This is a genomic window from Flavobacterium collinsii (assembly GCF_902804485.1).
GTDB lineage: Bacteria > Bacteroidota > Bacteroidia > Flavobacteriales > Flavobacteriaceae > Flavobacterium > Flavobacterium collinsii.
In genome coordinates this window covers 107840-121846 of the sequence record NZ_CADCST010000077.1, presented here as the reverse complement: position 1 = coordinate 121846, position 14007 = coordinate 107840, and the positions used below count along the sequence as shown (strand labels likewise).

General features: G+C 33.1%; 13 protein-coding genes and 2 pseudogenes. 12 read left to right on the top strand and 3 right to left on the bottom strand.

The features are described from left to right. Positions 1–492 precede the first annotated feature (492 nt). The 12 genes and pseudogenes from FLA105534_RS09290 (at position 493) to FLA105534_RS23795 (ending at position 10259) form a co-directional block, all read left to right on the top strand. Entirely contained in the window at positions 493–1050 is a 558-nt protein-coding gene (locus FLA105534_RS09290) for a hypothetical protein (RefSeq protein ID WP_173965843.1), read from the top strand. Positions 1051–1490: 440 nt separating this feature from the next. Beyond that, positions 1491–3047: a rhomboid family intramembrane serine protease gene (locus FLA105534_RS09285; protein ID WP_173965842.1), complete on the top strand. Its 1557-nt coding sequence runs from the start codon at positions 1491–1493 to the stop codon at positions 3045–3047. A gap of 160 nt (positions 3048–3207) precedes the next feature. Further along, positions 3208–4347, top strand: a complete 1140-nt coding sequence (locus FLA105534_RS09280; RefSeq protein ID WP_173965841.1) for a tetratricopeptide repeat protein — start codon at positions 3208–3210, stop codon at positions 4345–4347. Positions 4348–5159: 812 nt separating this feature from the next. Then, complete coding sequence (locus FLA105534_RS09275; RefSeq protein WP_173965906.1) at positions 5160–5492, top strand: ArsR/SmtB family transcription factor; 333 nt, start codon at positions 5160–5162, stop codon at positions 5490–5492. A gap of 10 nt (positions 5493–5502) precedes the next feature. Beyond that, positions 5503–5988, top strand: a complete 486-nt coding sequence (locus FLA105534_RS09270; protein WP_173965840.1) for a GNAT family N-acetyltransferase — start codon at positions 5503–5505, stop codon at positions 5986–5988. Between the two features lie 90 nt (positions 5989–6078). Further along, positions 6079–6552, top strand: coding sequence for a DUF6428 family protein (locus FLA105534_RS09265; protein WP_173965839.1), 474 nt, complete (start codon positions 6079–6081; stop codon positions 6550–6552). Positions 6553–6598: 46 nt separating this feature from the next. Next, a complete protein-coding gene (locus tag FLA105534_RS09260; RefSeq protein WP_173965838.1) occupies positions 6599–7213 on the top strand; it encodes an arsenate-mycothiol transferase ArsC in 615 nt (204 codons plus the stop codon). Between the two features lie 2 nt (positions 7214–7215). After that, on the top strand, positions 7216–8292 hold the full coding sequence (gene arsB / locus FLA105534_RS09255) for an ACR3 family arsenite efflux transporter (protein WP_173965837.1): 1077 nt from the start codon (positions 7216–7218) through the stop codon (positions 8290–8292). A gap of 12 nt (positions 8293–8304) precedes the next feature. Continuing rightward, on the top strand, positions 8305–9048 hold the full coding sequence (locus FLA105534_RS09250; protein WP_173965905.1) for a metallophosphoesterase family protein: 744 nt from the start codon (positions 8305–8307) through the stop codon (positions 9046–9048). A 102-nt stretch (positions 9049–9150) separates the two neighbouring features. Further along, positions 9151–9618: pseudogene (locus FLA105534_RS09245) on the top strand (arsenic resistance protein); the annotation flags it as partial. 80 nt (positions 9619–9698) lie between these two features. Continuing rightward, positions 9699–9941: pseudogene (locus FLA105534_RS23800) on the top strand (MerC domain-containing protein); the annotation flags it as partial. A gap of 96 nt (positions 9942–10037) precedes the next feature. Continuing rightward, positions 10038–10259 carry a GDCCVxC domain-containing (seleno)protein gene (locus tag FLA105534_RS23795; protein ID WP_246253207.1) on the top strand — a complete coding sequence of 74 codons (222 nt, stop codon included), beginning with the start codon at positions 10038–10040 and terminating at the stop codon, positions 10257–10259. 707 nt (positions 10260–10966) lie between these two features. On the opposite strand, the gene FLA105534_RS09235 is transcribed toward FLA105534_RS23795, so the two are convergent. Genes FLA105534_RS09235 through FLA105534_RS09225 form a run of 3 tightly spaced genes read right to left on the bottom strand, consistent with a single transcriptional unit; the run spans position 10967 to position 13844 of the window. After that, the gene (locus tag FLA105534_RS09235) at positions 10967–12199 is read right to left on the bottom strand and encodes a hypothetical protein (RefSeq protein WP_173965835.1); all 1233 of its coding nucleotides are present in this window, start codon (positions 12197–12199) and stop codon (positions 10967–10969) included. Continuing rightward, positions 12196–12636, bottom strand: coding sequence for a Rieske (2Fe-2S) protein (locus FLA105534_RS09230; protein WP_173965834.1), 441 nt, complete (start codon positions 12634–12636; stop codon positions 12196–12198). Before FLA105534_RS09230 ends, FLA105534_RS09235 begins: the two co-directional genes overlap by 4 nt. A gap of 2 nt (positions 12637–12638) precedes the next feature. Beyond that, positions 12639–13844, bottom strand: coding sequence for a di-heme oxidoredictase family protein (locus FLA105534_RS09225; RefSeq protein WP_173965833.1), 1206 nt, complete (start codon positions 13842–13844; stop codon positions 12639–12641). Positions 13845–14007: the final 163 nt, after the last annotated feature.

The following is a 14007-nucleotide window of genomic DNA, read 5'->3' as shown; positions in this document are numbered from 1 at the left end:
TTTGATTAATTGGTGAATAACAAAGTGTTTATCGGAAACCGTAAGAGGTTGGTCGCTTACCGACAAAAAATAATCGCATTTTATGTTGACAATTTTTGGAGTAAGCTTACTCCTAAGGATAGTAAGGAAGTTTGTAAAGATTAAATTTGATGTCACAATCAGATTTAAAAACTAGTAAACTGAGCTGAAACTCTTAGGAGGAGTAAGCTCAATTTGAACTTACACTAAAACTGCTTTCAATATATATCAGAGAATATTAAAAAAAAACTTCCTGCTTAATCAGTGCGGAAGCGAAACCGAAAATAATTGTAGCGAAATAACCGAAGGCATAACAGCAACTACAACTACAGCTACAACGGATTTGGGTAATAGGCTTAATGGAAAGTTGGTTTTGTATTTGGGATGATTTGGTAAATCAGAAGTATGATCTTAATTTAGTCACAAACCCGCTGCAGTAGCAAGACGTTAGTGGCTATTTCAAACAAATTCAGTATGAAGAAACTAATTAAATTTTTTTCTATTTCTATATTTATTGTTTGCACATTTCCGTGCTTTCAAACGTGTTCAGATAATTCAATCCCTAAAAGATATCATGAAGACGAAATAATTATTGATTCTACTTTAAGTGCCGAAACTCTAAAATTTAAAAATGATTCTTTAAATCATTTGGCCCAACAAAAAAGAAATCTTGAATTGGAGCAAGTGAGAAAACAATGGACAGAAAATGCCTATGAATTGGGATTTTCTGGCTTTCGCAAATTAGCAATTGAAGATTTTAAAGATTGGACACTTTTTCCAACATTATGTTTTACTTTTTTTATTTTGTTATCCATTCTTGTATTATTTTTCGCTTTAAAAGAGTGTTTAACTAAAGTTTATATATTCTCATTATTAAATTTAGGATTATTGATCTGTTCAATGCTAATACTTCTAGCCAAATATGGAATTGTTATTATGAATAACATAAGATATGGGTATTACATTTTACTTTGCAATATTTTAATCTTAATAATATTATCTAAAAAAGAAATCAACAAGAACAGCCACTAACAGTTACTACAACGGATTTGGGCAATAGGCTTAGTGGAAAGTTTTTTTGTATTGGGGATGATTTGGTAAATGAAAAAATAGATTGTTCATTGATAATCTCCCAGTTGGCTCGAGCGTCCCGCTCGTGAACAAAACAAAAAAGCTCCAGATTTCTCTGAAGCTTTGCTTTAGTAGTTCGCCGCGGCGGCGACTCGAACCTGTGTCCGCGGCGGAGTTAAGTCTTATTTATAGTTTACTTTCCAAAATTCGTTTGTAAATATAATCTATTAACAGCTACTACAACGGATTTGAGCAATAGGCTTAATGGAAAGATAGTTTTGTATTTGCGATGATTTGGCAAATCCGAAAATAGGGCTTAATTTAGTCCTAAAACCTCTTTAGTAGGGGACGTTATATGCCATCATAAGCGAAAACCAGAAAAATTTACAAAAAGCAGAAAATTGGAAACATACTTAACAAAGCTTAAACACATACTCCCGACATTTATCATAATTGCTTTTTCGACAATAGTTGGACTTTATCTTTTTCGTTGGATTTTTGTTATTCAATATGACATTATTGACATAAAAGAAGAAGTTTGGTGTTTATGGCTTCCAATGGGATTACCTTGGATACCAATTTTAATTTGGTTAAGACCTAGATTCCGAATTCTAATCTTTAAAAAAGACAACGATAATGGACGTTTCTTTTTCCAAATTTTATCAGCTGGAACAATCATTGCTTGTCTTATGGTTTCACAAAGTTATTTAACAACTGCAACTGGTAAACTCCAAAAATTATCGACAATTACCGATATAGAAAAAGTAGAAAAATCAAGATATTATAAGGTTGAAAAATTTTCTGTTGCAAAATATTATGGAGGCTCATATACTGACTTCAGACAGAGTGGAAAATACAATCAATATCTTAATTTTCACATATTCTTCGTTACGCCAATCGTTAAAAACACATTAGAAAAAATCAATACAATTCCAAAATATTGGTATGGTGTAGATTTTAATGAACAAATTAGTAATAAAATTAGTAATGAAGAAAAAGAAAATAAATATGAAGTGTTTTATGCTGAATGTATTGAGAAAATGAATAAATATGATTTTCAGTCATTAGATCATTTTGAAAGAATACCAACATCTGATGACCGAATAAATTATTTAAAAGCTATTGAATCGAGAATAAAGCAAAAAGCAAATAAAAATTTTATCGTCTTAGAGCCAATTAAAGAAAAATTTGAAGAAAGAAATGGAAACAAATTTGCTTGGATTTTTGGCTCATTTGGTATTGGTATAGGTGTTTTATTATTTTCTTTAATTTGGCCTCGATATAGTGAAACAGAAAGAAAAAGGTTTTTATCGGGTAAAAAGCAAAAACAAGACGACTTGGTTGATATGCTTAATTACCTTGTCCCGAAAGGAGACCATTTTGCAACTTCAGTAATTTTAGACTTAAATATTCTTGTGTTTTTATTAATGGTTTTCTCTGGAATTGATATAATATCTCCAAACGGAATAGAATTACTTGAATGGGGCGGAAATAGACGACTTGAAACAACTGGTGGAGAATGGTGGAGATTATTGACGAGTATGTTTTTGCACGGAGGTATTATGCACTTAATTTTGAACATTTCTGGGCTTGTAATTGCAGCAATTTTTGTAGAACCTTTACTTGGGCGAAAAAAGTATTTCATCTTGTATATTCTTTGCGGACTTTGTGGAAGTCTAGCTAGTATTTGGTGGTATTCTAACACAACAAGTGTTGGAGCGTCAGGCGCAATTTTTGGACTTTATGGCGCAATATTGGGACTACTTTTAACTAATGCTTTTCCGGTGGGTGATAAAAAAGGAATTTTGATAATGATTGGAATTTATGTAGGTATAAATTTACTTTGGGGTTTGACAGGAGGAATTGACAATGCAGCTCATATTGGTGGGCTTTTAAGTGGAGCATTAATTGGAATAGTATTATACAAGCTAGATGAAGTACAAAAAAACGGCATATAACAGCTACTAAAATGGATTTGGGTAATAGGCTTAATGGAAAGATGGTTTTGTATTTGGGATGATTTGGTAAATCCAAATAATGAGCTTGATTTAGCCTCAAACCAGATGTAGTAGCGGGACGTTATGTCCGATTATAAAAATAACAACATAATGACACATAATGAAAATTAAAAACATTTTAGTAACACTCATTCTGACAATTTCTAACTTGACAATTTTTGCTCAAGACAAATTAACTACAGAGCTAAAAACTTTATCTGACAATAAACAATTCGACAAAATTGTTGAGCAATACGCTTCTAAATCTAAAGACTACTCAGCAAAATCATTGTATTATATTGGACTAGCTTATTATATGAAAGAAGACGATAATAACTGCATTAAGTTTATGGATTTCTCCATAAACAAAGATTCGAAAGACCCTGCATCATTTTACATTAAGGCATCCACTTTAAATTATATGCAAAAATATGATGATGCTGTAAAAAGTTTTCAATCAGCAATTAATTTAAAATCGGATGATGCAGAATTTTATAGCGGACTTGGAGATTCCTATTATAATTTAGAAAAAATAGATTTAGCACTAGAAGCATACAAAAAGGCTACGGAACAAAAGAATTGCCCTGATAGACCTTATTCATTTATAGCTCAAATTTACTCTGACCAGAAAAATAACGATAGAGCTCTAGAGGCATTTTATATAGCAAAATCAAAAATTGACAAAAAATCTAATTCATACATAAATGCATTATTTAACATTGGACTTCTTGAATCTCTAAAAGGTAACTATGAAAAAGCTGAACCCGCTTTTGTTGAACTTTTGCAATTAGATTCCGAAGACTATCACACTTATGCTAAACTTATTCAAATATATTATTATAGAAAAGAGTATGACAAAGCAAAACCATACAAAGATAAACTGTATGAAGCACACAAGAAAAAACAATTAAAAGACAATTTAAAAGATATGTTTTGTTTCGACCAATTCAAATGGAATGACAAATTAATCCAAGTTTTCGAAAGATATGAAGAAGGTTCAAAAGACATATATAACAAACATTTGTTCTATGTTGTAAATCAAAACGATAAAGTTGAATATAGAATTCAGACAGAATATTCTCCAATTTCAGTAGAGCAAGGTGGAGTAAAATATTTACTCTGCCGAACAAAAGGAGATACACATTCAACATTTAACATTGGTTTTAATGACAACTTAAAATATGATGATTTGAAGAAAAGTGTAATAGATATTCTTGAAGAAAAAGTTAAACCGACGGCAACTTCAAAACCTACCAAATAACGAGAATAACTGGGCATAACAGTTACTATAACGGATTTGGGCAATAGGTTTAATGGAAAGATGGTTTTGCATTTGGGATGATTTGGTAAATGAAAAAATAGATTGTTCAATCTCCCAGCTGGCTCGAGCGTCCCGTTCGTGAACAAAACAAAAAAGCTCCAGATTTCTCTGAAGCTTTGTTTTAGTAGCCCCGCCCGAACTAATGTCGAACTTTTTTCAAGAGGATTTAGAACGTTTACTAATGATTCCTATAAATCGCAATGTTGTTTTAAAGAAATATTTTTATTAGAAATAAAGAGGAGCATTAGAATATTGATAATAAGAGAAAAACAAACCCAGTTTTTTTCGACTGATAGTATCTGTTTGTAATTTGCGATAATTAATAGAATTATTGTAGTAAAATGAATGTAAAATATTGAATTCTGGGGTTTGCATTTCGTAAAATAATTCGGTATAACTGGTTTTTGAAGTTACGCTCTCTTTTTCTTATATTAAATATTACTGGAAGAAATTGTTGTATTTATTTAGTATTAGTACAAAAGGGAAAAAATCAAGGAAATACTCATGGGAATTTCATTCTCTAGTTTAGTATCAGGGCTCAGAATCGAATACTTAATACCAGTTTTGTTTTTTTTTTTGATACCTTAAATTAAGTTGCCTCTCGGTATTCATTATTTTTATTTCTACAAAATGCTTGCTTGATTTTGGAGGTTATTAAATAACAAATTCAAACTGTTTTTTAAATAAAAAAATATAATAAAAGCTTGTTATTTTGAATGCATATCGTAATATTGCAATATAAATATAAAACGATGGGAGCTACAAAAACAGATCACTTTACAGGTAATCAAAACGAACTTGCCGTTTTGGCTAAAGCATTAGGGCATCCTGCCCGAATAGCCATAATGGAATATTTATTAAAAGTAGACACTTGTATATGCGGAGATATAGTTAACGAACTTCCGCTTTCGCAACCTACTGTATCGCAGCACCTTAAGGAACTTAAAAACGCTGGTTTAATAAAAGGAAGTATTGATGGTAACTCTATTTGTTACTGTATTAATGAACCAGGATTAGAAAAAATAAAAGGTTTTTTCGAACATATCACAGCTCATCTTGAAAAAAAGAGAAACGAGTGCTGCTAATCTTCTAAATATGGAAATCAGAAAACTATTGGATGCCGATTGGACACAGGTTAGGTTAATTTACGAAAAAGGGATAAACACAGGCAACGCCACTTTTCAAACCACTACACCAACTTGGGAAGACTGGAATGATTCGCATCTTGCCACTTGTAGAATTGTTGCCGAAAGTAATCATTTGATTAAAGGATGGGCAGCACTCACTCCTATTTCTTCAAGATGTGTTTATGCGGGTGTAGCCGAGGTAAGTGTATACGTTGACACTGAACATTCCGGAAATGGAATAGGTCTTGCGCTTTTAAATGAGCTTGTTCATCTGAGTGAGGCCGAAGGCATATGGACTTTACAAGCTGGTATATTTCCTGAAAACACAGCAAGTCTGCACATCCATGAGAAAGCTGGATTCAGGATATTAGGCATTCGCGAAAAAATCGGGAAACAGAATGGAATCTGGAGAGATACTGTACTTCTGGAAAGACGAAGCGAATTGATTAAATAATTACAAATAGTATAAAAGCATAGGTAAATTAATTATTGCTCATGCTTTTGCTGTAAAGGAAAAAGATATAAATTTTAAAACATATAAATTATGAAACTTTCAGAAATTAAACAAGTATTAAAAACAGTTGAAGCTGTAAATTTTGAACTGCCGAACGGGAATTTTGTACCGGAATATTTTCACGTAACAGAAGTTGGACTGATCACTAAAAATTTTATTGACTGCGGTGGAGTAGTCAGAAAAGAAACGGTTGTGAATTTTCAATTGTGGGATGCTAATGATTATGAACACAGACTAAAACCTCAAAAATTAATTCATATCATTGAACTTTCTGAAAAGGTTTTGGATATTGAAGATCATGAAATTGAAGTAGAATATCAGGACACCACAATTGGTAAATACGATTTAGATTTTAATGGTAAAAATTTCATCTTATTAAATAAACAGACGGCATGTCTGGCTCAGGGTCAATGCGGAATCCCGTCTGATAAATCCAAGATAAAAGTATCTGAATTAAGTGCTGACAGTACAAATTCATGCACACCTGGTGCAGGCTGCTGTTAATTTTTAAACTATAACCTAAATATTTATTTTCAATATCAAAAAAACTATGTTATTTACTGAAATAAAAAACACGATTAATTCATTTGATTTTAATCAAATCTCCACAGAACGCAAAACTATCCTGCAGCCATTAGTGGATTACATCCAAAACAAAGCAGATAATAAACAACAGATCAGACTTAATTTAATCTGTACACACAATTCCAGAAGAAGTCATTTATCTCAAGTCTGGGCACAAACTGCTTCTGCAAACTATGATATAAAAAATGTTTCATGCTATTCCGGAGGGACAGAAGCGACGGCTCTTTTTTCAATGGTTGCCGAAACTTTAGCACATTCAGGATTTAAAGTTAAAGCTATTTCAGAGGGTGAAAATCCTGTTTATTCCATAAAATATTCATCGAATGAACTTCCTGTTATCGGATTTTCTAAAACCTATGATGACGATTTTAATCCGGAGAGCGAATTTGTTGCTATTATGACCTGTTCACAAGCCGATGGAGGCTGTCCCTTTATTGCAGGTGCAGAAAAACGTATCCCGATTACTTTTGAAGATCCAAAAGTTTCAGACGGCACAGCACAGCAAAAAGAAGTATATCTGGAGCGAAGCCTTCAGATTGGGAATGAAATGTTTTATGTATTCTCACAAATCAAACAATAAAAATGTCAGCAAATAACTGCGCCCCTGTCGCGGAGCGAAAGAAATTAGGCTTCCTTGATAGATTTTTAACCCTGTGGATTTTCCTTGCTATGGCTCTTGGCGTAGCAATAGGTTATTTTATTCCTTCCAGTGCAAATTTCATCAATTCATTTTCAAGTGGAACAACAAACATTCCCTTGGCTATTGGACTTATCCTCATGATGTATCCACCCTTGGCAAAAGTAAAATACGAGCAAATGGGACAGGTTTTTAGAAACACTAAAATTTTAGGAGCTTCATTGTTTCTAAATTGGATTGTTGGACCTGTCCTAATGTTTTCCTTAGCCTTGCTTTTTTTAAATGGTTATCCGGAATATATGATCGGCGTCATTCTAATTGGACTGGCCCGCTGTATTGCCATGGTAGTAGTTTGGAATGATTTGGCTGATGGAAACAGGGAATATGCAGCAGGTCTTATTGCACTTAATAGCATTTTTCAGGTTCTACTCTACAGTGTTTACGCTTATGTATTCATTACCATTCTGCCTCCGTATTTTGGTTATTATGGCTTTGAAGTTAATATAAGTATTGCTCAGATTGCCGAGAGTGTCGGGATATATTTAGGAATTCCATTCGCACTTGGAATCATAAGTCGCTATGGTTTAATTGCAATAAAAGGAGCCGAATGGTTTGAAACTAAATATGTCCCTTTTATTTCACCAATCACGCTACTATCATTGCTTTTTACAATCATTATTATGTTCAGCCTTAAAGGAGAACTGATTATTCAAATCCCCTTAGATGTTATACGCATCGCAGTTCCGTTAGTGATTTATTTTACCATCATGTTTATTATCAGCTTTTTCGTTGGAAAATATTTTGGTGCAGATTATTCAAAAGCGACAGCTATTGCTTTTACGGCTACCGGTAATAATTTTGAGCTTGCTATTGCAGTAGCAATTGGTGTCTTTGGCATAAACAGTGGTCAGGCATTTGCAGGAGTTATAGGTCCTCTGGTAGAAGTGCCAGCACTTATTGCACTGGTTAATGTTGCTTTCTGGTTCAGAAAAAAATATTACACAAAACCAGTTACCAACTAATAATTGTTATAACTGTTTAATAGGAGAATTGCAATAATATCAGATATACATGCCAATTTTCCGGCACTGGAACAAACCTTAAAAAGCATTGAAGAACAAAATATTGATGCTATTTACTGCCTGGGAGATTTAGTAGGTTACAATGTATGTCCCAACGCGGTAATCAATGAAATTCGCAAAAGACATATTCCTACACTGGCAGGAAACCATGATGTAAAAGCTGTAGACATACACAATGAAGGATACAATGATTCAGAAAGTTATGCTTATCAGATTGTGGGCAAAGAGCAGATCAAATACCTTTCTGCTCTGCCTGCCCATATTAAATTGGAATATCAGGCAGTTGATAAGCTAATCAATATTTTAATGGTACATGGCAGCCCATACAGTAATAAGGAATATCTACTTGAGGATAAAAAAGAGAATGATTATACTAATATCTTCCTTGACTGTGGTGTTGACATAATTATCTGCGGACATTCGCACAAGCCGTATCATCGTATTATGGAAAATCCCAATAAGAAAGGGAGTTATTTCCATGCTATAAATGCGGGATCAGTTGGCAAGCCTAAAGATGGGAATGCAAAATGCTGTTATGCAGTATTAACTATCGATAAAAGCAGTAATTTTTCAAAAAAAGATGGTGTACAGGTCGAATTCATCAGAGTCGACTATGATATCGAAAAAACAGCACAAGCTATTGAAGAAAGTCCACTGCCAAATGTTTACGCACTTATGCTGAGGAAAGCATATTAAGAGCTGTCACAATAAAATCATTTATGGAAAGTTTTAAATTATTTTTAAATAGCATTATCCCTATAAGCAATCAGGAATTTGAAAATTACAGTCAATATTTTATATGCTCTAATTGCACTAAAAGGTTCAGAATGGTTTGAAACTAAATATGTGCCTTTTATTTCTCCAATCACTCTAATATCATTGCTTTTTACCATCATCGTGATGTTTAGTCTTAAAGGAGAGCTGATTGTTCAAATTCCTATGGATGTTGTACGCATAGCAATACCGCTTGTAATTTATTTTACCGTCATGTTTATCCTAAGCTTTTTCGTTGGAAAATACTTCGGAGCTGATTATTCAAAAGCAACAGCAATAGCTTTTACGGCTACCGGTAATAATTTCGAACTTAGCCATTGGTGTCTTTGGCATAAACAGTGGTCAGGCATTGCTGGAGTTATAGGCCCTTTGGTAGAAGTCCCGGCACTTATTGCGCTAATTAATGTTGCTTTCTGGTTCAGAAAAAAACACTATAAAACTAAGTTAAACATTAAATCACATATACTATCAGATATCAGACCCAATCTTTAAATTTGGTGCAAAAAAAAAATATTCTTAACAAAATTAATTTAAAATGAAATTATTAAACAATATTGATAAATTAGTTACAATTGGGATTTTCTTTACAGCACTATTCTCCCTGCTGTTTTCCGTTATTTGCATTCGGAGCTTCAGCTCTGGGATTGGGCAGTTTTGAATTATTTGGAGGATGGACAATGTGGATATTTCTGTTAATGGTGCTAATCTCTATTACAGGTCTAATAATTTCTTATCGTAAACATCGTTTCATATATCCCGTATTGATTGCCGTTCCAAATGCACTAATAATTTTATACAGCTATTTTTACAGCAACAATCTCTATTTTATTTACATTGGTATGTTTGGGGTATTAATTGCAACAGGATTAAATTATTATAGAAATAAATTGCACGGTAGCTGTGATACTTGCATTACTTATAATGGAAAAGAGATAGAATTAAAATCAACGATTACTTGTCCAAATTGTGGGCATAAAAAAACAGAAATGATGCCAACAGACGCATGTGCATTTTTCTATGTCTGTGAAAACTGTAAAATAAAATTGCGCCCGCTGGAAGGAGATTGTTGTGTTTATTGCAGTTATTCAACTGTTAAATGTCCTCCAATACAGGCAGGGGATGAATGTTGTTAAAAAAATCAAATCTACTTATTATAAACACTCTTTATTACAAAAGCCATAAATATACTAACAAATAGATGGCCAATAAAGGCCGCCATAATGGATCGAGCTTGTAATATTATGCCACTCAGTTGGGAGATTGACTCCAAAAAAGAAAATGGGTCATAATTGACGTACTAGTGCAAAAATTGAATATGAAAGTAAGTCTAATTAGTGTTTTAGTCGTAATTAATTTGCACTAACGTCATGCTTAATTTTATTTTTTCCTCATCCGAAAGAAATACTATAAAAATTAGTTTATTATCTATTACTTGATAAAGCAACAGACATAATCATAAAAGTTGATGCGTTGAAAGAAGACATAATAAAAGCCCGCTTGGTGAGACGGGCTTTTATGATTGAATTTTTAGAAACGCTGTTCTAAAATTCTTTTTTCTCCAAAATTTGAAGAAGTTTGTATGATTTTAGTATTTTAATATTGTGAAAAAAATGAAACAAAACCCATTACGCCAGTAATCATTAATACACATTTCCAACAATTTAGTCTATTATTCATCTGAAGTGTTTTTTAAAATTAATATTATGTAGAGTAATGCAATTTTTATGCCATGGGCTCAATTTTTTAGGAATTTTTGATGAGATCCTATTTTAAATAGAAAATGATCTTATAAAATAGGGTTGATTATCAACTCTGCCTTATGGAATATCTTTTAAATATTTTAAAAGTAAGTTGAAATTCCCATATTAAATCCATCAGTAACAGACGGAGGATTAGAAAAAATGTCCTTTTGTTTTAAATAGCGATAGTTTAGACGAATTACGGTCTGAGAGGTTGGTCTAAAACTAATGGCAGGCATTATACTCCATACATCTTCACCAATATTGCCTGCTGTCTCTTTAAATTTTCCCACATTCCAATCCACATATTCTAATCTGCAGGCAATGTTTATCGTTGCTTTTTCCCATCCCAGAATTGTTTTTGTCAAGATGGGCTGTACAATATCTATAAAGCCCCCCTTTTGTTTATTTCCGAATTGTTGTGAATAAGTTTCGGGAACATCAACATAAATCCAGGCAAATTCTGTAGTGATAAAGGTTTTGATTTTTGGCAGAGTAGTGTTAAAATCCAACGCAAAAACAGCTACACGTCTCTTCTTGTCAATAACAATTCCATCATCCCTGAATTTGTTATATATTCCACCCATATATGAAATTCCCAGTTCACCTATTTTATTATTTCTAAGGGCTATTTTTCCAGTGAATAAGGGTTCACCACTATTTATTTCTTCAAATCTTTCAGGGTTGTTTTTTGCTGCCGGCAGGAAAGTTTTATTCTCGGTGTTCTCAATTATAGAATTATCAAAACTTCCGGATAAATAGGCTTCATATCCAAACATCCAGTTTTTTGTATATTTTTTCCCAAAAAGTCCCACACCGGCATTACTAAATGTATCGGGTAACATTTGAGTTGATGAAATTGGGCGATCGGTAAATTCCCATTTGGGACCGTCATGATTTTGATTGAAAGAACCAATAGGGTTTAAAATTATTCCAGCCCTTAAATTTACCAAAGGGTCAAATTCAACATCTACAGATGCAAATTCAATTGCAATTTCTTTTCCTCCATCTTCAAATTCAATTTCACTTAAAAACTTCACTCTTTTACTAATGGCTGATGACATGAAAATAGATAATCTTCTGGCTTGAAATTGATGACCTTCTGATACTCCGTCTGTGGTTAGTTTTTGCCAGTTCATTTCAACGTACCCGCCAATAGAAATTGGTGTTTTGTTTATATTCAATGCCGGTCTATTGTAAAGGGCATCCATGTTTAAGATGTTTTTTACAGTATCTTTTGGTACCCTTTTTAGTAAACTGGGATCAATTTGTGCGAAACAATTTGCGTAAAAAAAGAAAATGATTGCCAGAAATAAAGTTAGTTTTAATCTCATTTTAAAGATATTTTTAGAATATTATTTTCTATTGCTACCGGAAATTTTCTAAGATCTGTATTTGCAGGACCGTTCTCTAAAATACCCCTGTTGCTGAATTCACTTCCGTGTGCTGGGCATTGCAATTTATCTCCAAAAACCTGTAATTCCGCACCCTGATGTGTACATAACATAAACATGGCGCAATAATCGTTTACATCAAATCGATACACACAAATTGGTGCTTTTAATATTTCATTTTGAATGATGATGTATTTTTTAAATTCTGTTTTTGTCCCTTTTTGTATTATAAAATCAGAAATAGGGACTAAAAGATCAGAGCCTTTAATCTCTCTTGAAAGAATCTGGGAAGAAGCACAGCTTTGTAATAAAGTTACTCCGGCTATTGTTGACAAACATCCAAAGCCACAAGTTTTTAAAAATTGTTTTCTATCCATTATTATAATGATTTTATAAATTTCAGTAAAGCTTCTTTATCTTCTTTAGAAAGCTTTTCAAATGCGTTTTTGCTTTGCCCAGCCTCGCCACCATGTAATGTTATGGCTTGTTCAATAGTTTTTGCACGACCGTCATGCATCAGGAATAAGTTTCCTCCCTGTGAATTTTCTGAAAGGCCTATCCCCCAAAGTGGAGGAGTTCTCCATTCATAGGTTTTGGCACTTCCTTCTGTGTAGCCATCATCTAATGCGCCTCCCATATCATGTAAAAGCAAATCAGTGTATGGGGCAAAAGTTTTATAAGAAAGGGCGTTTATAGGAGAGTAACTTGTCTTAAGTTTACTTTTATGACAAGCCACACAATTAATTTGAGTAAATATATTTTTACCGCGAATAACATCGGCATCATTTTGATTTCGTTGAATTGGAGCTTTTAAGGTGCTTAAGTAAAAAATAACATCATTGACTTTAGAGGTTGAGATTTCTGGGTCAATTTCTAAATTAGAATAATGATCAATAGGATTAAATACAGATGCAATTCCCATATCCTGATTATAGGCATTCACTGTTTGATGCAAAAGATCAAAAGCAGATGCTTTTTTGCCATATCGTCCGATATATTTGCTGTTTTGGGTTATTGCATTGGAAGCTGGAATTGAATAACTAGGAATAGTAATCCAGTTTACAGTACCTGAAATACCATCGCCATTACTATCGTCCGGATCCGTCATTTGGATTAGATCAGCATCAGAAACATATTGTAAAAAGCCCAAGCCTGTAAAGGCCGGGGGTGTAAATTTAGAGAATGTGGCCCCAGTTGGGATTTGCTCCGGTAAGTAACCTGGTAAAGCCCTGTTTTGAAGTTGCGGGCCTCCTTGATTTAAAAATTGATTACCTGTCTCATCAATTTGTCCAAAACGTGTCAGCGTGGTAAACAAATGCCCCTTTCCGTCTCCCGCATGGCAATTGATACAGCTCGTTCCTACAAATGTTGATCCCAGACCTGTTTCCCGGGTAAAAACTTCATTAACTGCTGCATCACCTCTTAAGAATTGTGCAGATTCAGAATTCGACAAACTATCAACCGGACCGTCTAGTATTTCATCATTGGCAGGTATTTCAACATAACTTGCATCGCAAGATAATAGTGCGAAACAAAAGATTAGCAATAAGAAAGGTTTTCTTAAAAAAATATTTAAATAATACATGAATTAATTTTTAGACAAATCTAAATATTTTTTTAAACAAATATCTGTACTAGATGCGAAAATATTTATTTTTATAAATTGTTCATACTATTTTTACAATTTTTAAAGAAAAATAATAATATGAAAGCCGTTTTTTAATGTAAAGGCACTCACATAAAGTTAT